At 71.3% G+C, this 20,491-nt stretch carries 20 protein-coding genes; 16 read left to right on the top strand and 4 right to left on the bottom strand.

The annotated features are described in order from the left end of the window. Positions 1-4: 4 nt before the first annotated feature. From AZE13_RS23755 to AZE13_RS23740, 4 genes are all read left to right on the top strand, one after another. Positions 5-658, top strand: coding sequence for a response regulator transcription factor (locus AZE13_RS23755; protein WP_066935648.1), 654 nt, complete (start codon positions 5-7; stop codon positions 656-658). Positions 659-664: 6 nt separating this feature from the next. After that, a complete protein-coding gene (locus AZE13_RS23750) occupies positions 665-1,939 on the top strand; it encodes a sensor histidine kinase (RefSeq protein ID WP_066935645.1) in 1,275 nt (424 codons plus the stop codon). Positions 1,940-2,529: 590 nt separating this feature from the next. Beyond that, positions 2,530-2,832, top strand: coding sequence for a DUF4193 domain-containing protein (locus AZE13_RS23745; RefSeq protein ID WP_066935643.1), 303 nt, complete (start codon positions 2,530-2,532; stop codon positions 2,830-2,832). Between the two features lie 12 nt (positions 2,833-2,844). Next, positions 2,845-3,717, top strand: coding sequence for a hypothetical protein (locus AZE13_RS23740; protein WP_066935640.1), 873 nt, complete (start codon positions 2,845-2,847; stop codon positions 3,715-3,717). 35 nt (positions 3,718-3,752) lie between these two features. On the opposite strand, the gene AZE13_RS23735 is transcribed toward AZE13_RS23740, so the two are convergent. Continuing rightward, on the bottom strand, positions 3,753-4,196 hold the full coding sequence (locus tag AZE13_RS23735; protein WP_066935636.1) for a DUF3093 domain-containing protein: 444 nt from the start codon (positions 4,194-4,196) through the stop codon (positions 3,753-3,755). Between the two features lie 58 nt (positions 4,197-4,254). On the opposite strand from AZE13_RS23735, the gene AZE13_RS23730 reads away from it, so the two are divergent. The 4 genes from AZE13_RS23730 to kdpF all read left to right on the top strand — a co-directional run bounded on the left by AZE13_RS23730 (position 4,255) and on the right by kdpF (position 6,586). Then, on the top strand, positions 4,255-4,848 hold the full coding sequence (locus tag AZE13_RS23730) for a PaaI family thioesterase (protein WP_066935633.1): 594 nt from the start codon (positions 4,255-4,257) through the stop codon (positions 4,846-4,848). Beyond that, positions 4,845-5,366: a dUTP diphosphatase gene (dut, locus tag AZE13_RS23725; protein ID WP_066935630.1), complete on the top strand. Its 522-nt coding sequence runs from the start codon at positions 4,845-4,847 to the stop codon at positions 5,364-5,366. The genes AZE13_RS23730 and dut overlap by 4 nt, the downstream gene beginning before the upstream one ends. A 1-nt stretch (position 5,367) precedes the next feature. After that, a complete protein-coding gene (locus tag AZE13_RS23720; protein WP_066935911.1) occupies positions 5,368-6,138 on the top strand; it encodes a DUF3710 domain-containing protein in 771 nt (256 codons plus the stop codon). 358 nt (positions 6,139-6,496) lie between these two features. Then, entirely contained in the window at positions 6,497-6,586 is a 90-nt protein-coding gene (kdpF, locus tag AZE13_RS23715) for a K(+)-transporting ATPase subunit F (protein ID WP_066935627.1), read from the top strand. Between the two features lie 79 nt (positions 6,587-6,665). Here kdpF and AZE13_RS23710 read toward each other — a convergent pair whose 3' ends face one another. Beyond that, a complete protein-coding gene (locus AZE13_RS23710; RefSeq protein WP_066935623.1) occupies positions 6,666-7,244 on the bottom strand; it encodes a GNAT family N-acetyltransferase in 579 nt (192 codons plus the stop codon). An 830-nt stretch (positions 7,245-8,074) separates the two neighbouring features. On the opposite strand from AZE13_RS23710, the gene AZE13_RS23705 reads away from it, so the two are divergent. The 4 genes from AZE13_RS23705 (at position 8,075) to AZE13_RS23690 (ending at position 12,699) form a co-directional block, all read left to right on the top strand. After that, entirely contained in the window at positions 8,075-10,636 is a 2,562-nt protein-coding gene (locus tag AZE13_RS23705; protein ID WP_066935620.1) for a sensor histidine kinase, read from the top strand. A gap of 100 nt (positions 10,637-10,736) precedes the next feature. Then, positions 10,737-11,420 (top strand): response regulator, encoded by a 684-nt coding sequence (locus AZE13_RS23700; RefSeq protein ID WP_006602617.1) that lies wholly within the window; start codon positions 10,737-10,739, stop codon positions 11,418-11,420. A gap of 88 nt (positions 11,421-11,508) precedes the next feature. Continuing rightward, on the top strand, positions 11,509-11,907 hold the full coding sequence (locus tag AZE13_RS23695; protein WP_066935617.1) for an OB-fold nucleic acid binding domain-containing protein: 399 nt from the start codon (positions 11,509-11,511) through the stop codon (positions 11,905-11,907). Positions 11,908-11,910: 3 nt separating this feature from the next. Continuing rightward, on the top strand, positions 11,911-12,699 hold the full coding sequence (locus tag AZE13_RS23690) for a DUF3159 domain-containing protein (RefSeq protein ID WP_107288417.1): 789 nt from the start codon (positions 11,911-11,913) through the stop codon (positions 12,697-12,699). Between the two features lie 120 nt (positions 12,700-12,819). Here the strand turns inward: AZE13_RS23690 and AZE13_RS23685 are convergent, their stop codons facing one another. Both AZE13_RS23685 and AZE13_RS23680 read right to left on the bottom strand, forming a co-directional pair. Continuing rightward, complete coding sequence (locus AZE13_RS23685; protein ID WP_066935614.1) at positions 12,820-13,491, bottom strand: potassium channel family protein; 672 nt, start codon at positions 13,489-13,491, stop codon at positions 12,820-12,822. Next, complete coding sequence (locus tag AZE13_RS23680) at positions 13,488-14,156, bottom strand: potassium channel family protein (protein ID WP_066935611.1); 669 nt, start codon at positions 14,154-14,156, stop codon at positions 13,488-13,490. Before AZE13_RS23680 ends, AZE13_RS23685 begins: the two co-directional genes overlap by 4 nt. Before the next feature lie 332 nt (positions 14,157-14,488). On the opposite strand from AZE13_RS23680, the gene AZE13_RS23675 reads away from it, so the two are divergent. The 4 genes from AZE13_RS23675 to AZE13_RS23660 all read left to right on the top strand — a co-directional run bounded on the left by AZE13_RS23675 (position 14,489) and on the right by AZE13_RS23660 (position 20,479). Then, positions 14,489-16,540 (top strand): APC family permease, encoded by a 2,052-nt coding sequence (locus AZE13_RS23675; protein WP_066935608.1) that lies wholly within the window; start codon positions 14,489-14,491, stop codon positions 16,538-16,540. Positions 16,541-16,752: 212 nt separating this feature from the next. Beyond that, positions 16,753-18,087: a class I SAM-dependent RNA methyltransferase gene (locus AZE13_RS23670; protein ID WP_066935605.1), complete on the top strand. Its 1,335-nt coding sequence runs from the start codon at positions 16,753-16,755 to the stop codon at positions 18,085-18,087. Between the two features lie 273 nt (positions 18,088-18,360). Next, positions 18,361-19,431 carry a helix-turn-helix domain-containing protein gene (locus AZE13_RS23665; protein WP_066935602.1) on the top strand — a complete coding sequence of 357 codons (1,071 nt, stop codon included), beginning with the start codon at positions 18,361-18,363 and terminating at the stop codon, positions 19,429-19,431. Positions 19,432-19,672: 241 nt separating this feature from the next. Further along, positions 19,673-20,479: a phytanoyl-CoA dioxygenase family protein gene (locus AZE13_RS23660; protein ID WP_181690426.1), complete on the top strand. Its 807-nt coding sequence runs from the start codon at positions 19,673-19,675 to the stop codon at positions 20,477-20,479. Positions 20,480-20,491: the final 12 nt, after the last annotated feature.

The following is a 20,491-nucleotide window of genomic DNA, read 5'->3' as shown; positions in this document are numbered from 1 at the left end:
CGACGTGCGTGTTCTCGTCGTCGAGGACGAGCAGCTGCTCGCCGATGCGGTGGCCACCGGACTACGCCGGGAGGCCATGGCCGTCGACGTGGTCTACGACGGCGCCGCCGCCCTGGAGCGCATCGAGGTCAACGACTACGACGTGGTCGTGCTCGACCGTGACCTCCCGGTCGTCCACGGTGACGACGTCTGCCGCAAGATCGTCGAGATGGGGCTGCCCACCCGTGTCCTGATGCTCACCGCCTCCGGCGACGTCAGCGACCGCGTCGAGGGCCTGGAGATCGGCGCCGACGACTACCTCCCCAAGCCGTTCGCGTTCACCGAGCTCACGGCCCGGGTACGGGCCCTGGGACGGCGTACGACCGTCGCGCTGCCGCCCGTCCTGGAGCGGGCCGGCATCAAGCTCGACCCGAATCGCCGCGAGGTGTTCCGCGACGGCCGGGAGGTCCAGCTCGCCCCCAAGGAGTTCGCGGTGCTGGAGGTCCTGATGCGCAGCGCGGGGACGGTCGTCTCGGCCGAGCAGCTCCTGGAGAAGGCCTGGGACGAGAACACCGACCCGTTCACCAACGTCGTACGGGTCACGGTCATGACACTGCGCCGTAAGCTCGGCGAGCCCCCGGTGATCGTCACTGTCCCCGGCTCGGGATACCGGATCTGACCGACGATGCCGTCCCTGCCCTCGTTCTCCAAAGCTTCCGCCAAGGCGCCCGGCCCGCCCCCGCCCATGCCGCCCAAGCCCACCTGGGACCCCCGGCCGGTCAACGTCCGGCCGTTCCCGTGGCTCCGCCCCACGATCCGGATACGGCTCACGCTGCTGTACGGCGGCATGTTCCTGATGGCCGGCATCGTGCTGCTGACGATCATCTACATGCTGGCCGCGGACGCGCTGCACGACGGCAGTGCGCTGCCCCTGAAGATCCTCGGCGGCAAGTTCGAGGCCACCAGTGACTTCTGCGATCTGCCGACCCAGACGTCCGGCCCGCTCCTCCAGGAGGCCGTCAACGAGTGCCTGCAGCATCAGCGCGCGCTGGCCCTCAACACCCTGCTCAACCGTTCTCTGCTGGCGTTGCTGGGTCTGACGGTGGTGGCGTTCGCGTTCGGTTACGCGATGGCGGGGCGGGTGCTGGCGCCGCTGGGGCGGATCACCCGGACCGCGCAGCGGGTGGCGGGTTCGGATCTCCACCGGCGGATCGAGCTGGGGGGTCCGGATGACGAGCTGAAGGAGCTGGCGGACACCTTCGACGAGATGCTGGACCGGCTGGACCAGGCTTTTGAGTCACAGCGGCGGTTTGTCGCCAATGCTTCGCATGAGTTGCGTACGCCGCTGGCGATCAATCGGACGCTGCTGGAGGTTCAGCTGGCCGATCCGGGGGCGAGTGCGGAGCTGCGGCAGCTGGGCAAGACGCTGCTGGCGACGAATGAGCGCAGTGAGCAGCTGGTGGAGGGGCTGCTGTTGCTGGCCCGTAGTGAGAACAAGGTGGTGGACAAGCGGCCGGTCGACCTGTCGGAGGTGGCCTCGCAGGCTCTCGACCAGACGCGGGAGGAGGCGCAGGCCAAGGGGGTGGAGCTGCGGGGGGTACGGCAGCAGGTGTTCGTACAGGGCAGTGGCGTCCTGCTGGAGCGCATCGCGCTGAACCTGGTGCAGAACGCGGTGCGCTACAACGTGCCGGACGGGGGCTGGGTGGAGGTCACCACACAGCCGCAGGCGGGGTGTGCGGTGCTGGTGGTCACCAATACCGGCCCGGTGGTGCCGGCGTATGAGGTGGAGAACCTCTTCGAGCCGTTCCGGCGGCTGCGCACCGAGCGGACCGGCAGTGACAAGGGTGTGGGCCTGGGGCTGTCCATCGTGCGTTCGGTGGTGCGGGCGCATGACGGGACGATCACGGCCGAGCCCCGTGAGGGCGGCGGCCTGGTGATGCGGGTCGTCCTCCCGCTCTGACCCACCACGGCGGGCGTGGGGGCGGCAGGGCCGCTGTACGGCCGCTGGAGGCGTCGGCGGCCCCCGGCGGCGGGGTTCGGACATCTGTGCGTACGATCGCCCTTCTCGTGGCCGTACGCCGGCCCGCGGCACGACGGTCCGCCGGCCCGCGGCACGACGGTCCGCCGTCCTCGCCCCCCGGCTTGACGAAACGGGGGGTGGACAGGGATCCTCTGCGCCGAGTTCGCTTTGCGCGGAATTGCACCGGTCCGACCGCCGGTGTTCGTGTGTGTGATCGCTCACAGGCGCGAAATTCCAGCCATCTACGCTCCGCGATCACATGCTTGCCGAAATGCCGGGGAAGTCCGGGTTTTCGGAGGGTCAGATCACGGGAAGTACAGGTGATGGGCTGCGCGAGGTGCGACATTCGGACCGTGTACGGTCCTGATCGCCATCCAAAACGATCACCTCTTCAGGGGTGCGTTTGGGTGTCGATTGAGTAACAGACCTTGATGTGAGGCAAAATCTCCGCCTCAGGTCGGGCACAAGTCCGGCCTCTCACGCGTTACGAGCGCTGAGACACCGCAGACACCCAGAGGGGGAGAGCGAAAATGGCTACGGATTACGACACCCCACGCAAGACCGATGACGACCTCAACGAGGACAGCATCGAGGAGCTGAAGTCGCGGCGGAACGACAAGTCCGCCTCGGCGGTCGACGTCGACGAGTTCGAGCAGGCCGAGGGCCTGGAACTGCCCGGCGCCGACCTGTCCAACGAAGAGCTCGCCGTGCGCGTGCTGCCCAAGCAGCAGGACGAGTTCACGTGCATGAGCTGCTTCCTGGTCCACCACCGCAGCCAGCTCGCCGCGGAGGACAAGCAGGGCAACCCGATCTGCCGCGACTGCGCGGCCTGACCGGTCTACGCCGTGGCAGGCGTGAACCCGTTCCGTAAGGGCCCCAAGGGCGACCAGGGCCCGGCGGCCGGCGCACGATCACACGAGACAGCAGCGCCCGCGCCCGCCGACCCGACCGCCCTTCCCGCGGAGCGGACCACCGGTGCCCCACAGGAGCGGGGCCGCCGGGCCTCGCTCGTGGCCAGGGTCACCGGCGCCGGCCGGGCCGGCGCAGCCGGGGGAAGGCACCGGGTGCGGGCGGCGGTCGCCGCGATCGCCGACCGGATCATCGAGGCCGCCCCGCGGATCCCGGTCCGGGACCTTGCCACGCTGCGTACGCAGTTCCCCGGTCTGACCCCCGAGGAGCTGGCCGACAAGCTGGTCGCGGGCGCCCGTGCGGGCACCGCCACCGTCGGAGCGGGCGTCGGCGCGGCAGCGATGCTGCCCGTACCGCCCGCCATGCCGGCCGAGCTGGCCGCCGAGGTCGTCGGGGTGGCCTCGGTGGAGATCAAACTGATCGCCGAGCTGCACGAGGTGTACGGGCTGCGCCCGCCGGGCACCTTCCGGCAGCGCACGACGGCCTATCTGACGTCCTGGACGCAGGAGCGGGGCGTCGACATCACCGCACCGGCCTCGCTGAACATCGCGCTCGGCGGACAGATGAAGCGCGAACTGCGCCAGCAGATCATGAAGCGCACGCTGCGCAATCTGCCCAACCTCACCCCGTTCCTGATCGGCGCCGCGGTCGGCGCCCTCACGAACCGCCGGAGCACCGGAAGACTCGCGGAGAAGATCCGCCGGGACCTGCGGACGAAGCAGGTCCCCTGGAATGCCCTCCCCGACACCGGCGGCCCCGCCACGGGCGCCCTCCCCGGCCCCGGCGGCCTTCCCACCCCGGGCGGCTGACACAGGCGGGCCCCGGAGGTCCCGCCGGCCGCGGATCAGCCGCGCGCCGCAGCCAGCGCCGCCACCAGCTGCTCCGGCTGCCGTGTCGAGAGGTAGGCGTACGGCGTCGGGTCGTCCGGATCCGTGATCTCCACCCGTACCGCGGTGCGGATATAGCCGCGCAGCAGCATGAACGCACGGGCGTCGGCCCGGTGGGTGCGCCACGCCAGCGCCTCGTCGGCGTCCAGCGGGCGGGCCTCGCCCAGCGCCGCCGCCGGGATCTTCGCGTCACCGGCGATCAGCGCACCGCCCACCACCCGGATCCGCGCCGAGCCGTACGAGCTCACCGCCACCGCGGCGAGCGCCGAGCCGCCGATCAGTCCGCCGAGCATCGGGAGCGTCCCCAGGGGGAGCAGCATCAGGGCGCAGGCGACGCCGGTCAGCGCGGCGATCGCCCACCAGGACCGGGGCGCGGTGAGACGTTCTTCGTACGACTGCATGGCTCCAGCTTGGCACGGCGGCGCGGGGCCACCGCCCGCGCGGGTAGGGTCTGCACTCGTGAGTGGAACTGACGAACCCAGAGTGCGGCTGACGCCACCGGCGGACGCCGTCGCTCCGGTCCGGCACGCCGACGCGCCGGCGCCCGGAGAACTCCTCGGCGCGCACTACGACCGCTGCTTCGGCTGCGGCACGGGACAGCCGCACGGCCTGCACCTGGAGGCGCGGGCCGGTGACGGCGTGAGCGTAGCGGCGGAGTTCACCGTCAAGGAGGCCCACCAGGGCGCGCCCGGCCTGGCGCACGGCGGGGTGCTGGCGACCGCGCTGGACGAGACGCTCGGCGCGCTGAACTGGCTGCTGCGGGTGATCGCGGTGACCGGCCGGCTGGAGACCGACTTCGTACGGCCGGTGCCGCTGGGCACGGTGCTGCACCTGGACGCGCGGGTCACCGCGGTGCACGGGCGCAAGATCTACTCTTCGGCCGTGGGCCGGATAGGCGGCCCGGACGGCCCGGTCGCGGTGCGTGCCGAGGCCGTCTTCATCGAGGTGAAGGTCGACCACTTCATCGAGAACGGAAGGCCCGAGGAGATCCGGGCGGCGATGGCCGACCCGGACCAGGTCAAGCGAGCGCGTGCCTTTGAGGTGAACCCGTGAGTCAGGTACGGAATCCGGTGGATGTGCTGCTGCGGCGGCTGGACCCGGAGGTGCCCGTCCCGTCGTACGGGCATCCCGGTGACGCGGGTGTGGATCTGGTGACCACCGAGGCCGCCGAGTTGGCACCGGGGGAGCGCACGGTGCTGCCGACCGGTGTGTCGATCGCCCTGCCCGATGGGTATGCGGCTTTTGTGCACCCACGGTCCGGGCTCGCGGCCCGGTGCGGACTGGCGCTGGTGAATGCCCCCGGGACGGTGGATGCCGGGTACCGTGGAGAGATCAAGGTGATCGTGGTCAATCTGGACCCGCGTGAGAGCGTGCGGTTCGAGAGGTTCGACCGGATCGCCCAACTGGTCGTCCAGCAGGTCGAGAAGGTGCGCTTCCACGAGGTGGCGGAACTCCCCGGCTCGGCGCGGGCCGAGGGGGGATTCGGTTCCACCGGCGGTCATGCGGCGGTGGGCGGCTCCACGGGCGGGAATGAATACGCAGCGGTCGGTGCCGACCGGGAAGGACAGTGACGTGTTCGGACGTCGCAAGAAGAACGAGGCTCCTGAAGAGTCGGCCGACGACACCACGCTCGCCGACGAGCAAGCGGTGGACGGCGGCGCCGACGAGGACGAGGCGACGGAGCAGCGGCTCAATCTTCCGCCCGCGCCCCGCCCCGACGGCCCCTGGGACGCCTCCGAGGTCACGAACCCAGCCGAGGGACGGGTGGACCTCGGCGGCCTCTTCGTCCCCGGTGTCGAGGGCATGGAGCTGAGGGTGGAGGTCGCCGGCGACGCGATCGTCGCCGCGACGGTGGTGCTGCAGGACAGCGCCGTACAGCTCCAGGCCTTCGCCGCCCCCCGGAACGAGGGGATCTGGGCGGAGGTCCGCGAGGAGATCGCGGCCGGCATCACCCAGCAGGGCGGTGTCGTGGACGTGGTCGAGGGGCCGCTGGGCTGGGAGCTGCGCGCCCAGGTTCCGGTACAGCTGCCGGACGGCACCAACGGTGTGCAGGTCGTGCGCTTCGTCGGGGTCGACGGGCCGCGCTGGTTCCTGCGCGGGGTCATCTCCGGGCAGGGCGCGGTGCAGCCGGAGGCCGCCGGCGTGCTGGAGCACATCTTCCGGGACACCGTCATCGTCCGCGGCGACGGGCCGATGGCGCCGCGCGACCCGATCGTCCTGAAGCTGCCGGACGACGCCCAGATGGTGCCGGACGGCGTGCAGCAGGAGCCGGCCGCACAGTCCCGCTTCGGCGGCGGCGTGGAGCGCCTGGAGCGCGGACCCGAGATCACCGAAATCCGCTGACCTCCTTCACTCCTCACCCTTCACCGGTGGCCCGGACGGACGGATGCGCCCGCCCGGGCCGCCGGATCACGCCGGTCGCAACGGCCCGTATCCCCTCGGACGCTCTCCAGGGGTACGGGCCGTTGGTGTGTGTACACGGCGAGAGCGTGTGGAGCCTGTAAGGGCTCCGTCAACGGGGCGCTCGTGCCCGTCAGGGAGGCGTCAACAGCGTTCCTGTGGCGTCGCGGGGACGCCACGCTGTGGGGGTCCTCGTCTCACCGTCCCACTAGGAGCACACGATGGCCGACGTGGCCTTCGTCGTCGCCACGCTCGCGGTCTTCGCGCTGGTGGCCCTCGTCGCCAAGGGAGTGGCGAAGCTGTGACCATCGAGAACGTAGTCGGCCTGCTCGTCGCCGTCAGCCTGCTCGGATACCTGATCCTCGCCCTCGTCTACCCGGAGCGGTTCTGAGCGGTGGCCCGCTGCCGGCGCAGCGGGCCACCGCGTTCCGCGCGGAGCAGGAGAACCGGCCGCCGGGTCGCCGGCCGGGCTACCAGACGTCGCCGTCGCGCCAGTCGCAGGTCAGATCGGCGTCGAGGTCCAGGGGAGCGGCTGCGGCCGGGAGGACGTAGATGCCGCCGTCCTCGTCGGGGGTGCGCCGGATACCGGCCGGGGTGAGAGTCCAGGAGGGGCCGCGCCAGAGCTGCCAGCCTCGGGCGGCGTAGAAGTCCGCGGCCTCCTCGGAGGCGCTGAGCGCACCGAGGTCGTAGGCGCCTCGGACCGCTCGCTCCAGGGCCGCCATCAGCGCCGCTCCATGGCCGCGCCCGCGCCGGTCCGCACGGACCCCGACGCCCTCCACGTATCCGCAGCGCAGCGCGCGCCCGTTGTGCAGCAGCCGGCGCTGGACCACGGCCGCGTGCCCGATCAGTTCGCCGTTCTCGTGGACCAGGGCGTGCAGACCGCCGAGCGAGTGCTCCCAGTCCTCCGCGGTCATGTCGTCGAAGACGTCGTGGAGCAGGGTCCGGGCCGCCGCGAGGGTGGCGGCGTCCAGATCGGCGGTGTGGGCGACGCGTACGTCGGCCGGGCGGGGCGCTGTCGGTTGAGTCTCGGTCTCGGTCACATGGGGCATGGTCGCAGCCGGCGCACGAGCGGGCGAAGGGATTTCTCTCCGCCCCGCGTCATCCGCCCCGCATCGTCCACGTCGCGTCCCGTCCGGTCACCCGCTCTCCGCTTCCGTCCCCCGACGGTCCACCGTCCATCCGCTGTCAGCGATGCGTCAGGGAAGGGGAGTTGGGCTGGTGTCCGGGGAGTCCGGCCGGTCTCATGGGGTGACCGGGCGAACCGTACTGCCGGACCGGCCGCCCTCCGGCGGTGCGTGGTGTGCGGCGTCCGGAACGGTCGGCCGGGCGACCGGCTGACGGGGTGGGCGTCGCGTACCTCTTCGCGCGGCGCCCACCCGCCCTCAGGAGTCCCCGGGTCCCCGACGACTGTCCCGTGTTCGGCGACCGTGCCGTGCCGGCGACCGTGCCGCACCGATCACCGATGCGATGGTGTTTTCCGATCCCCGGGAATACCCACCACTCCCCGGGAATACCCCACCACCCCCAGCCGGTTGTGGCCCCGCAGGGGGGCCTCGCGTCCCCTAGGGAATCCGTTCGACCACCCCTTACGGGCCCGCTCCCCATACGGGTGGTTTCCCCCGCATCCGCCTCCTACCTGGCCGAACGGCCGGCCGACCCGCCGACTGCCCCGCCGACTGCCCCGCCGTCGGCTGACCGGCCGCCGGACCGATTGGCCGGCCAACCGCCCCGCCGGCTTCCAGCGGTCGCGGCGGATATCAGGGTCGCGTCAAGACCAGGGGTGAAGTCGGTATTCAGGGCGTTTGTCCTCTTGTCGGGCCGATAGGGTCGCAGCAGGCCCAGCCCGGTGGGGGCGGCCTTCACGTAAGACAATGGGGCCATGGCACGCGGCAAGCTACGGATATATCTCGGTGCGGCACCGGGCGTCGGCAAGACGTACGCGATGCTCTCCGAGGCACACCGGCGCGTGGAGCGGGGCACGGACGTCGTCGTGGGGTTCGTCGAGCACCACGGCCGGCCCCGGACCGAGGTCATGCTGCACGGCCTGGAACAGATCCAGTGCCACGAGCTGCGGTACCGCGGCACGGTCTTCACCGAGATGGACGTGGCAGCCGTCCTGGCGCGCAAGCCGGCCGTCGCGGTGGTCGACGAGCTGGCGCACACCAACGTCCCCGGCTCCCGCCACGACAAGCGCTGGCAGGATATCGAGCAGCTGCTGGAAGCCGGGATCGATGTGATCTCGACGGTCAACATCCAGCATCTGGAGTCGCTCGGCGATGTCGTCGAATCGATAACGGGCGTGCGCCAGCGGGAGACCGTCCCGGACGAGATCGTCCGGCGGGCCGACCAGATCGAGCTGGTCGACATGTCGCCGCAGGCGCTCCGCCGGCGGATGGCGCACGGCAACATCTACCAGCCGGACAAGGTCGACGCCGCCCTCTCCAACTACTTCCGGCCGGGCAACCTCACGGCGCTGCGCGAGCTGGCCCTGCTCTGGGTCGCCGACCGGGTGGACGAGTACCTGCAGGAGTACCGCGCGGAGCATTCGATCCGCTCGACCTGGCAGGCGCGTGAGCGCATCGTCGTCGGGCTCACGGGCGGACCGGAGGGCCGTACGCTCATCCGCCGCGCGGCCCGGATGGCGGCCAAGGGATCGGGCAGCGAGGTACTCGCCGTCTACATCGCCCGCAGCGACGGCCTGACCTCGGCCTCGCCCAAGGAGCTCGCCGTCCAGCGCACGCTGGTGGAGGACCTGGGCGGGACGTTTCACCACGTCATCGGGGACGACATACCGTCCGCGCTGCTGGAGTTCGCACGGGGCGTCAACGCCACCCAGATCGTGCTGGGCTCGAGCCGCCGCAAGGCCTGGCAGTACGTCTTCGGGCCGGGGGTCGGTGCCACCGTCGCCCGCGACTCCGGTCCCGACCTCGACGTGCACATCGTCACCCATGACGAGGTCGCCAAGGGCCGGGGCCTGCCGGTGGCGCGCGGCGCCCGCCTGGGACGGAGCCGGATCATCGCCGGCTGGATCGTCGGAGTGGCCGGCCCGGTCCTGCTCACCCTGCTGCTGACCAGCATCCCCAACGGTCCCGGGCTCGCCAATGACGTGCTGCTGTTCCTGTTCCTGACCGTGGTCGCCGCGCTGGTCGGCGGGCGGCTGCCGGCGCTGGCGTCGGCCGCGGCCGGCTCGCTGCTGCTGAACTTCTACTTCACCTCGCCCACCCACACCCTCACGGTCAGCAACCCGAAGAACATCTTCGCGATCGCGATCTTCTTCGCGGTCGCGGTGTCGGTCGCCTCGGTGGTGGACCTCGCCACCCGCCGTACACACCAGGCCGCCAGGCTGCGCGCCGAGTCGGAGATCCTCTCCTTCCTGGCCGGCAGTGTGCTGCGCGGCGAGACGACCCTGGACGCCCTGCTGGAGCGGGTACGGGAGACCTTCGGCATGGAGACCGTGGCGCTGCTGGAGCGCGGCAGCGAGGTCGAGCCGTGGACCTGCGCCGGCCGCGCCGGCGGCTCCGAGGACGGCGCCGACAGACCACTGCAGCGCCCCGAGGACGCGGACGTCGACATGCCGGTCGGCGACCACATGGCGCTGGCGCTGACCGGCCGGGTGCTGCCCGCCGAGGACCGCCGGGTGCTGGCCGCGTTCGCCGCCCAGGCCGCCGTCGTACTGGACCGCCAGCGGCTGGCGGGCGAGGCGGCGCGGGCCGGCGAGCTGGCCGAGGGCAACCGCATCAGGACGGCGCTGCTGGCCGCGGTCAGCCACGACCTGCGCACCCCGCTGGCGAGCATCAAGGCCTCCGTCACGTCCCTGCGCTCCGACGACGTCGCCTGGTCCCCCGAGGACGAGGCGGAGCTGCTGGCCGGCATCGAGGCGGGCGCGGACCGGCTGGACCACCTGGTCGGCAACCTCCTGGACATGTCCCGGCTCCAGACCGGCACGGTCACCCCGCTGATCCGCGAGATCGACCTCGACGAGGTGGTGCCGATGGCGCTGGGCGGCGTACCGGAGGGCAGCGTCTCCCTCGACATCCCCGAGGAGCTGCCGATCGTCGCCGTCGACCCGGGGCTCCTGGAACGCTCGGTCGCCAACCTCGTCGAGAACGCCGTGAAGTACAGCCCGGACGGCGAGCCGGTGCTGGTCGCGGCCAGTGCGCTCGGCGACCGCGTGGAAGTGCGGATCGCCGACCGCGGCCCGGGTGTCCCCGACAGCGCCAAGGGCCGGATCTTCGAACCGTTCCAGCGGTACGGGGACGCCCCGCGCGGTGCCGGAGTGGGCCTGGGGCTGGCGGTGGCACGCGGCTTCGCGGAGGCGATGGGCGGCACACTCGCCGCCGAGGACACCCCCGGGGGCGGTATGACCATGGTGCTCACCCTCCGGGCCGCACCGGGCCGCCCACCGGTCAGACCCGACCTGCCGGCCCAGGCCACGACATGACCCGGGCCGCCGTACGGACCACTCCCACCACACGCTCCACCCTCACCGCACGCTCCGCGGGCCGGACCCGCGGGAAGACGACACCACAAGGAGACAGCCAGTGAACCGGGTGCTTGTGGTCGATGACGAGCCGCAGATCGTCCGCGCCCTCGTGATCAACCTGAAGGCGCGCAAGTACGAGGTCGACGCCGCCCCCGACGGGGCCACCGCCCTCAAGCTCGCCGCCGCCCGCCACCCCGACGTCATCGTCCTGGACCTCGGCCTGCCGGATATGGACGGCGTCGAGGTGATCAAGGGACTGCGGGGGTGGACACGGGTGCCGATCCTGGTGCTCTCCGCGCGCCAGACCTCCGACGAGAAGGTGGAGGCGCTGGACGCGGGCGCGGACGACTACGTCACCAAGCCGTTCGGGATGGACGAGCTGCTGGCCCGGCTGCGGGCGGCGGTGCGCCGCGCCGAGCCGACCGGGCCGGCCGACGACGAGGTGATCGTCGAGACCGAGGGCTTCACCGTCGACCTCGCCGCCAAGAAGGTCAACCGCGGGGGCCGCGACATCCGGCTGACCCCCACCGAGTGGCACCTGCTGGAGGTCCTGGTCCGCAACGCGGGCCGGCTGGTCAGCCAGAAGCAGCTGCTCCAGGAGGTCTGGGGCCCGTCGTACGGCACCGAGACCAACTATCTGCGGGTCTACATGGCCCAGCTCCGCCGCAAGCTGGAGAGCGACCCGTCGCACCCGAAACACTTCATCACCGAGCCGGGCATGGGGTACCGCTTCGAGCAGTGAGTCCGGCGGGCGGCGCGGCCGGGGCCGACCCGCTGCGCCCCGTGGTACGCGCAGGGGTACTGTCCCCGGCCACCGGTACGCTGGGCGCATGAGTGCTGGTACCCGATGCGAGAAGCCGGCCGGTCGCTTCCGCCGGATACTCGACCGGCTGTCGTCCTCCGAGGAGGAGCTGCAGTCCGCCGAGCTTCAGCAGGATGCGCAGGACACGGGCTGCACCCGTATCTGCGACTGCGACGACCGTCAGATAGTGAAGGTCACCGGCACCCTGCGGCATGTCACGCTGCGGCCGCGCGCCGGTGTGCCCGCGCTCGAGGCGGAGCTGTTCGACGGCTCCGCGGCGCTCGACGTGGTGTGGCTCGGCCGCCGTGCCATCGTCGGGATCGAGCCGGGCCGTAAGCTCATCGCCTCGGGCCGGGTCTCGATGAGTCACGGGCGCCGGGTGCTCTTCAACCCGAAGTACGAACTCCGACCGCTCGGACAGGAGTGACCGGTGACGTCTTACGACCGACCGACCACTGACGTGGATGCCGCCGCCGGCACCCAGGCATCCCCCAGTTCCCCGCCCGGTGAGGGCACCCACGACGGCAGACAGGTGACCGAGGCGGCGCTCTTCGAAGCGTTCGGCGGGGTCCGGGGCATGGTGGAGACCGTCGCCCCCGGCCTGCTGTTCGTCGCGATCTACACGGTCAACAAGGACCTGCACGTCTCGGCGATCGCCGCGCTGGCCGTCTCGCTCGTGCTCGCGGCCGCCCGCCTGGTCCGCAGGGACACCCTCAAGCACGCCTTCAGCGGCGTCTTCGGGGTGGCCTTCGGTGTGATCTTCGCGATGATGACCGGCAACGCCAAGGACTTCTACCTGCCGGGCATGCTCTACACACTGGGCCTCGCCGTGGCGTACATGGTCACCACGGTCGCCGGCGTCCCGCTGATCGGGCTGATCCTGGGACCGGTGTTCAAGGAGAACCTCTCCTGGCGCACCCGCAACCCGGGCCGGAAGAAGGCGTACGCCAAGGCCAGCTGGGCCTGGGGCCTGATCCTGCTCGCCAAGTGCGCGATCCTCTTCCCGCTGTACTGGTGGGCGGACACCACCCAGCTCGGCTGGGTGCTGGTCGCACTGAAGATCCCGCCGTTCCTGCTGGCCGTCTACCTCACCTGGGTCTTCCTGTCGAAGGCGCCGGCCCCGATCGACGTCTTCGCCGAGATGGAGGCGAAGGAGAAGGCCGAGGAGGAGGCCAAGGAGAAGCGGGCGGCGGAGCGGGAGGCCGCCGAGCGGCCCTGACCCGGCACCCGGCCCGCCGGCACGCGGGAAACCGTACGTACGAACGCCCGGGGCCCGGGAACCACACGGTTCCCGGGCCCCGGGCGTGACGCACGCAGGCAGTCACGTCCTCCTGCCGCGTCAGGCCTCCTCGCGGCGCACCGACAGCAGGTCCTCCAGCTGCTCCTCCCGCGACTGGGCCGCGACGAACAGCAGCTCGTCGCCCGCCTCCAGCACGTCGTCCTTGCTGGGCGTGAGCACCCGCGTACCGCGGATGATCGTGACCAGTGAGGTGTCCTCGGGCCAGGCCACATCGCCGACCCGGGTACCGGACAGCGCGGCCTCGGGCGGCAGGGTCAGCTCGACGAGGTTGGCGTCGCCGTGGCTGAAGCGCAGCAGCCGCACCAGGTCGCCGACGCTGACCGCCTCCTCGACCAGGGCCGACATCAGACGCGGTGTGGAGACCGCGACATCGACGCCCCAGGCCTCGTTGAACAGCCACTCGTTCTTCGGGTTGTTGACCCGGGCGACCACCCGCGGTACGCCGTACTCCGTCTTCGCGAGCAGCGAGACGACCAGGTTGACCTTGTCGTCGCCGGTCGCCGCGATGACGACGTTGCAGCGCTGCAGCGCCGCCTCGTCCAGCGAGGTGATCTCACAGGCGTCGGCCAGCAGCCACTCCGCCATCGGCACCCGCTCCACCGAGATGGCGGTGGGCGCCTTGTCGATGAGCAGGATCTCGTGACCGTTCTCCAGGAGCTCGCCGGCGATGGAACGGCCCACCGCGCCGGCACCTGCGATGGCGATCCTCATGCGTGCGCCCCCTCAGGACCCGTGGCGAATGCCGCTTCGACCTTCTCGACCTCGTCCGCGCGCATCATGACGTGCACCAGATCGCCCTCCTGCAGCACGGTCTGCGAGGTCGGCAGCATGGCCTCGCCCAGCCGGGTGAGGAAGGCGACGCGGACTCCGGTCTCCTCCTGCAGTGTGCTGATCTTGTGGCCGACCCAGGAGGGGGCCGCGTGCACCTCGGCGAGCTGGACGGCGCCGCTCGGGTCCCGCCACAGCGGCTCGGCACCGGACGGCAGCAGCCGGCGCAGCATCTGGTCCGCCGTCCAGCGGACGGTGGCGACGGTGGGGATGCCCAGGCGCTGGTAGACCTCGGCGCGGCGGGGGTCGTAGATACGGGCCGCGACGTTCTCGACACCGAACATCTCGCGGGCCACCCGGGCGGCGATGATGTTGGAGTTGTCGCCGCTGGAGACGGCCGCGAAGGCACCCGCCTCCTCGATACCGGCCTCCCGCAGGGTGTCCTGGTCGAAGCCGACACCGGTCACCCGCCGGCCGCCGAAGGCCGCGCCCAGGCGCCGGAACGCGGTCGGGTCCTGGTCGACCACCGCGATGGTGTGACCCTGGCGCTCCAGGGTCTGCGCAAGCGCGGCGCCGACGCGCCCGCACCCCATGATGACGATGTGCATGCTGGTTACCCCGTGCCCTGTACTAGCGCGCTGACCTGCCCAAACACCCTGCTCACTACTTCCTTCTCCATGTACCGGCGTCACGAGGCCACAGCTCGCGATAGGGACCGGGTGCCGGCGCCGGCGCCGAGCGACCGTGGTCCGGTACAACCGTAGCCTTTATGCCGCTCACCGTTAGGAGACGCCGTGGACGGCGGTACGAACCGCGCCGTGACAGGCGCCTCACGTCCCGTGACAGCCCCGGGCGGGGTGTGCGTCAGCGCACACGCCCACCACTCCCACGTACCGGCCACGGTTGGGCACGAGCGTTGACGAACCTTTAGCATCCTCGGGTGTCCAAACTGACCGACGTGCCCAAACGGATCTTGATCGGGCGCGCACTGCGCAGCGACAAGCTGGGAGAGACCTTCCTCCCCAAGCGCATCGCACTCCCCGTCTTCGCCTCCGACCCGCTGTCCTCCGTGGCCTACGCGCCGGGCGAGGTGCTGCTCGTCCTCTCCGTCGCGGGAGTGAGCGCGTACAGCTTCAGCCCGTGGATCGCGGTCGCGGTCGTGGTGCTGATGTTCACCGTCGTCGCGTCGTACCGGCAGAATGTGCACGCCTACCCGAGCGGCGGTGGTGACTACGAGGTCGCCACCACCAACCTCGGCCCCAAGGCCGGCCTCACCGTCGCCAGCGCGCTGCTGGTCGACTACGTCCTGACGGTGGCGGTCTCGATCTCCTCCGGAATCGAGAACCTGGGCTCCGCGGTCCCGTTCATCGTCGAACACAAGACGCTCTGCGCGATCGCCGTCATCGTCCTGCTGACCCTGATGAACCTGCGCGGTGTCAAGGAGTCCGGCAAGCTCTTCGCGATCCCGACGTACGTCTTCGTCGCCGGCGTCTTCGTCCTGATCGCCTGGGGCGTGATCCGCGGTGTGTTCCTGGGCGACACGATGAAGGCCCCCACCGCCGACTACACCATCCACGCCGAACAGGGCGGCCTGGCCGGCTTCGCGCTGGTCTTCCTCCTGCTGCGGGCCTTCTCCTCCGGCTGTGCCGCGCTCACCGGCGTCGAGGCCATCTCCAACGGTGTGCCCGCCTTCCGCAAGCCCAAGTCCAAGAACGCCGCCACGACCCTGGCCCTCATGGGCGGCCTGGCCGTCACCATGTTCTGCGGCATCATCGGACTGGCCCTGGCCACCGGCGTCCGGATGGCGGAGAACCCCGCCAAGGACCTGCTCGACCACGGCACGCCGGTCGGCGCCGGCTACACCCAGAACCCGGTCATCTCCCAGGTCGCCGAGGCGGTCTTCGGCAAGGGCAGCCTGCTGTTCGTCGTCCTCGCGGCGGCCACCGCGCTGGTGCTGTTCCTCGCCGCCAACACCGCCTACAACGGCTTCCCGCTGCTCGGCTCGATCCTCGCCCAGGATCGCTACCTGCCCCGCCAGCTGCACACCCGCGGCGACCGGCTGGCGTTCTCCAACGGCATCGTCCTGCTGGCCGGCGCGGCCGCGGTCCTGGTCTACCTCTACGGCGCGGACTCCACCCGCCTGATCCAGCTCTACATCGTCGGCGTCTTCGTGTCCTTCACGCTCAGCCAGATCGGCATGGTCCGCCACTGGAACCGCCACCTGGTCACCGAGCAGGACCCGGCCAAGCGCCGCCGGATGCACCGCTCCCGGGCCATCAACACCTTCGGCGCCTTCTTCACCGGCCTGGTCCTGGTCGTCGTCCTGGTGACCAAGTTCACCCACGGTGCCTGGGTGGCGCTGCTCGGCATGGTCATCTTCTACGTGACGATGTCCGCCATCCGCCGTCACTACGACAACGTCGCCGATGAGATCGCTGTCGACGACACCCCCGCCGACGATGTCGTACGCCCCTCCCGCGTGCACTCCATCGTCCTGGTCTCCAAGGTCCACAAGCCCACCCTGCGCGCCCTGAACTACGCCAAGCTGATGCGCTCCGACACCCTCGAAGCGGTCAGCGTGGACGTCGACCAGGCCGACACCAAGGCCCTGCGGCAGGAGTGGGAGCGCCATGGCATCGACGTACCCCTGAAGGTCCTGGCCTCTCCCTACCGTGAGGTCACCCGGCCCTTCATCGACCACGTCAAGTCGCTGCGCCGGGAGAGCCCGCGCGATGTCGTCTCCGTCTACATCCCCGAGTACGTCGTCGGCCGCTGGTACGAGCACCTGCTGCACAACCAGTCGGCGCTGCGCCTCAAGGGGCGCCTGCTGTTCACCCCCGGCGTGATGGTCACCTCCGTCCCCTGGCAGCTGGACTCCTCCGAGGCGGCCAAGGTCCGCGCCCGCAAGCGCGCGGAGTGGAACGCCCCCGGTGCGGTACGCCGCGGGCCGGTCGCCCAGCCGAAGAAGGAGAAGGCGGCCACCAAGCGGTAGCGGCCACGGGACCGGGGCGAGGCGCGGCGGGGCCCGGCGGGGGACCCGCGGCCCGCCCCGGGGCACGGTACGGCGGGGCCGGAACACCCCGCGCCGGGACGTAGAATGGACGGCTGGCGTCCCGCCGTACCGCACTGGTACGTCCCGCCGCCCCCGCCGTACCGCCTCGGTACCACCGCACCGCATCACCCCACCTCAGGAGTCCTCCCGCCATGCAGGCAGAACCGAAGAAGTCCCTGGTCGGCGCGGAGTACGAGGTCGAGGTCGGACCGGTGGCACACGGCGGCCACTGCATCGCCCGCACCGACGAGGGCCAGGTCCTCTTCGTACGGCACGCCCTCCCCGGCGAGCGCGTCACGGCCCGGGTCACCGAAGGCGAGGAAGGCGCCCGCTTCCTCCGCGCCGACGCCGTCACCATCCACACCGCCTCCAAGGACCGGGTCGAGGCCCCCTGCCCCTTCTCCGGCCCCGGCCGCTGCGGCGGCTGCGACTGGCAGCACGCCGCCCCCGGTGCCCAGCGCCGCCTGAAGTCCTCCGTCATCGCCGAACAGCTCCAGCGGCTGGCCGGTCTCACACCCGAGGACGCGGGCTGGGACGGCACGGTCGAGCCCGCCCCCGGCGACAAGGTCGCCAAGGGCGAGGTGCCGGCCTGGCGCACCCGCGTCCAGTACGCCGTCGATGCCGAGGGCCACGCCGGCCTGCGCAGGCACCGCTCCCATGACATCGAGCCGGTCACCCACTGCCTGATCGCCGCCGAGGGCGTCTCAGAACTCGGCATCGAGAACCGCTCCTGGCCCCAGATGGCCACCGTCGAGGCCATCGCCGCCACCGGCTCCCACGACCGCCAGGTCGTCCTCACCCCGCGCCCCGGCGGCCGCCTCCCCCTGGTCGACCTCGACAAGCCGGTCTCCGTCCTCCGCGTCAGCGAGAAGGACGGCAGTGTCCACCGCGTCCACGGCCGCCCCTTCGTCCGCGAACGCGCCGCCGGCCGCACCTGGCGGGTGGGCAACGGCGGCTTCTGGCAGGTCCACCCGAAGGCCGCCGACCTCCTCGTCGAGGCCGTCATGCAGGGGCTTATGCCGAAAAAGGGCGATATGGCCCTCGATCTCTACTGCGGCGTCGGCCTGTTCGCCGGAGCCCTCGCCGAACGCGTCGGCGACAAGGGCGCCGTCCTCGGCATCGAATCCGCCAAGCGCGCCGTCGAGGACGCCCGCCACAACCTCGCCGACCTGGACCGCGTCCGCGTCGAACACGGCAAGGTCGACCAGATCCTCCCGCGCACCGGCATCACCGACGTCGACCTCGTCGTCCTCGACCCGCCCCGCGCCGGCGCCGGCAAGAAGACCGTCCACCACCTCGCCTCCCTCACCCCCCGCCGCATCGCCTACGTCGCCTGCGACCCGGCCGCCCTCGCCCGCGACCTCACCTACTTCGCCCAGGCCGGCTACACACCACGCCGCATGCGAGCGTTCGACCTGTTCCCGTTCACGCATCACGTGGAGTGCGTCGTGATCCTCGAAAAGGCCGCGAAGGCAGCGGCCGCCTGAGCGGGCGGGATACGGCCTGATTCCTTCTGGACCGGGCACCGGCGACTCTGAAAACCTCGCCGAACTTGATCGTTGAGGTTCGGGGGGAGTCGTGGTCGGTCAGGTGCGTTGCCCTGTCCAGGGCAGAAGGCGGAGAGCAGGCGCTGGATCTTTGCGGCCCGGCGGGGGCGGTCCGGTGGCGCGGGGTGCGTGGCCGGGCCCGCTCGTGGTGCCGCCCGGTGCATGGCCGGCCCTCGGCCTGCCGGCGCTCGTCGACCGAGGGGGCGGGATCCATTGACGTACCGCGCCCGTGGGTCATGGGACGAGACCGCGGTCGAACTCCGATCCAAGAACGTGCCGGTCGCGGAGCAGCGGGAGCGGCTGCGGCGGTGGCGCGAGCTGACGTCCCGGGTCCGGGTGCCGGCCCGCGGCACCGGTACGTGCCCGGCCGACCACCGCGCTTCGATCATGATGATGGACCTGGGACAGGTGCGGGTGACCGCGCCGGAGTTCCCCGGCGCGCGGTTCGTGCGCACGCGGGGAATGATCCAGCGCTCCGATCCGCAGATGCTGGAGCTGGGGCTGGTCGTGAGCGGGTCGGTGGAGGTCCAGCAGGCGCGCGACACGGCGTCGCTGGGGCCCGGTGACCTGGGGCTGTGGGACAGTTCGCGACCGTTCGAGGCCATGGCGCTCGGCGCGAACGGCCCGGTGCGGCTGGTGGTCGCGGGGCTGCCACGGAGCGCGGTCCCGGTACCGGAGCGGGCGCTGCGCGGCCTGGTGGCGCGGGGGTTGCCTTCGCACACCGGTGTGGGGGTGGTGCTGGGCGGGGTCCTGAACGGGCTCGTCGAGCAGGCGGCGACGCTTCCCGGGCCGCAGGCGGGCAGGCTGGGTGCGGCGGTCGTCGACCTCGCCTCGGCGTTTCTGGCGGACCTGGCCGACACCGAGGGTCTGTCGTCCGCCACGACGCGGCAGACGGTGCTGCTCAGTGAGGTCAAGTCCTTCATCCGGCAGCGTCTCGGTGAGCCTCAGCTGTCGCCCACGGTGATCGCCGAGGCCCACCACATCTCCGTGCGTTCCCTGCACCAGCTGTTCCAGCGGGATCATGAGTCCGTCGGCGCGTTCATCCGCGAGCAGCGCCTGCAACGGTGCCGGGCCGATCTGGCCGACCCCCTGCTCGACGAGCTGAGCGCCGGTGAGATCGGAGCGCGCTGGGGCTTCACCGCCCCGGCCGTCTTCAGCCGGGCGTTCAAGGCGCGGTACGGGCTGCCTCCGGGTGAGTACCGACGGCGCCGCCCGTCCCCGCGGCCCCGGCACACCGCCGACCCGCGCGGGGCCTCGCAGGTGCCGCACCGTCATCCCGCCTGACCGGACCCGGGCCGGCGGGCACCGGGCGGGCCGTGTGCACTGATCGTCAAAGGAGTGTGCGCTGGCGGTCAAGGACGTGTCGGCGGTGAGTTGGCAGAGTGTGGACGAGTGATCCTCCGACAGATCCGGTACCGGGTCTGCGGCATTGCTTTCCGGGTTTCACGAGTACGAATCCGTCGTCCGCGTTCCTGCGTATCCGTGCGAAGGAAGCGTGGGAGTCGCCGACTGAAGGGAATTGCCGGTGAACAAGACCCAGGTGCTGGAGCACTTCAAGGTCACCGATGACGTTCTGGACCCGGCGCTGGCGCACCGTCTCGATGAGGACGGTTTCTTCGTTCTCCCCGAATTCTTCGATCAGCAGCGGGTACAGGCGTTCCGGGAACGCTTTGAGGAGCTGGCGAACGAGGATCCCGAGCGGTGCGGTGAACACGAGCCGGGCTCGGTCATCGTTCCCGACCTGGTCAACGCCGGTGAGATGTTCGACGTGCTCTACACCCATCGCTTATTGCTGGCGGCGGTGAGCCATGTCCTGCCGGGGGACATCACCCTGGGAATCCTGAGCGGTCGTGATCCCGGGCCCGGTCACGGACACCAGGTCCTGCACGCGGACTGGCGGGAGGAGGTTCCCGAGCCGGGGAACTGGCAGGGGCTCAACTCGATGTTCCTGCTGGACGACTTCACGGCCGACAACGGTGCCACGCGCGTGGTCCCCGGCTCGCACCGGTGGGGAAAGGCGCCGGCCGAGGGGATGCGCGACCCCGCCGCATCCCACCCTCAGGAGCAGCTGATCGTGGCACCGGCCGGATCGCTGCTCGTCTTCAATGTGCATCTGTGGCACGGCGGCACGGCGAACCGCAGCGGCCGGCCCCGGCGTTCGCTGTTCGCCTTCTACACGACTCCGGCCAATGCGGAGAAGCGGAAGGCCACCCAGGCCGGGATGCTGCACCCCCGGACACGGGCCCGGCTCGGCCCCGAGGCCCTCTACCTCCTCGGCGCCCGGCCGGGCGACGCCGACGGCGGCGGCCGCGTGCATCAGTCATCCGTCTGACGGCCGTCCGCG

The sequence above is a fragment of the Streptomyces sp. NBRC 110611 genome (assembly GCF_001590865.1).
Taxonomy (GTDB): Bacteria; Actinomycetota; Actinomycetes; order Streptomycetales; family Streptomycetaceae; genus Streptomyces.
Note: the sequence above shows the minus strand (reverse complement) of the source record. Positions and strands in the feature narration are given on the sequence as shown.

Coding starts and splice junctions, on each gene's coding strand:
- AZE13_RS23750 (WP_066935645.1), top strand. CDS start 665: ATGCCGTCCCTGCCCTCGTTCTCCAAAGCTTCCGCCAAGGCGCCCGGC.
- AZE13_RS23745 (WP_066935643.1), top strand. CDS start 2,530: ATGGCTACGGATTACGACACCCCACGCAAGACCGATGACGACCTCAAC.
- AZE13_RS23735 (WP_066935636.1), bottom strand. CDS start 4,196: ATGCAGTCGTACGAAGAACGTCTCACCGCGCCCCGGTCCTGGTGGGCG.
- AZE13_RS23710 (WP_066935623.1), bottom strand. CDS start 7,244: ATGCCCCATGTGACCGAGACCGAGACTCAACCGACAGCGCCCCGCCCG.
- AZE13_RS23705 (WP_066935620.1), top strand. CDS start 8,075: ATGGCACGCGGCAAGCTACGGATATATCTCGGTGCGGCACCGGGCGTC.
- AZE13_RS23695 (WP_066935617.1), top strand. CDS start 11,509: ATGAGTGCTGGTACCCGATGCGAGAAGCCGGCCGGTCGCTTCCGCCGG.
- AZE13_RS23685 (WP_066935614.1), bottom strand. CDS start 13,491: ATGAGGATCGCCATCGCAGGTGCCGGCGCGGTGGGCCGTTCCATCGCC.
- AZE13_RS23680 (WP_066935611.1), bottom strand. CDS start 14,156: ATGCACATCGTCATCATGGGGTGCGGGCGCGTCGGCGCCGCGCTTGCG.
- AZE13_RS23670 (WP_066935605.1), top strand. CDS start 16,753: ATGCAGGCAGAACCGAAGAAGTCCCTGGTCGGCGCGGAGTACGAGGTC.